1 protein-coding gene is annotated in these 512 nt (G+C 68.4%); it reads left to right on the forward strand.

Translation table 11 applies throughout. The features are described from left to right. Positions 1-512, forward strand: a 512-nt coding sequence (locus HV824_RS36085; protein WP_176425304.1) for a condensation domain-containing protein, incomplete at both ends; no start/stop codon positions are given.

Genomic DNA, 512 nt, shown 5'->3' on the forward strand with positions numbered 1-512 from the left:
CACGCTGGTGCTGCGGACGAAGGTGTCGCCGACAGCGAGCTTCCGGGAGTTGCTGACGCAGGTGCGCGAAGTGACGCTGGGTGCGTACGCGCACCAGGAAGTGCCCTTCGAGAGGCTGGTGGAGGAGCTGCAGCCGGAGCGGGACTTGAGTCGCAGCCCGCTGTTCCAGGTGATGTTGGTGCTGCAGAACGCGCCGGGCGGGGCGGTGAGCCTGCCGGGGCTGAGGCTGGAGGCGGCGGAGTCGTCCGGTAAGACGTCGAAATTTGACGTGACGCTGGGCCTGGGAGAGTCGAGCGCGGGAGGGCTGTCGGGCGCGCTTGAGTTCAACAGCGACCTGTTCGAAGCCGCGACGATGGAGCGGCTGCTGGAGCATCTGCGGGTGTTCCTGGAAGCCGCTGTGAGCGCGCCAGAGACGAGGCTGGCCGAGCTGCCGCTGATGGGCAGCGAGGAGCAGCAGCGGTTGGTGAAGGAGTGGAGCGGGACGGCGTCGGCGTACCCACGCGATGCGAGCC

The organism is Myxococcus sp. AM009 (assembly GCF_013372605.1).
Taxonomy (GTDB): Bacteria; Myxococcota; Myxococcia; order Myxococcales; family Myxococcaceae; genus Myxococcus; species Myxococcus vastator.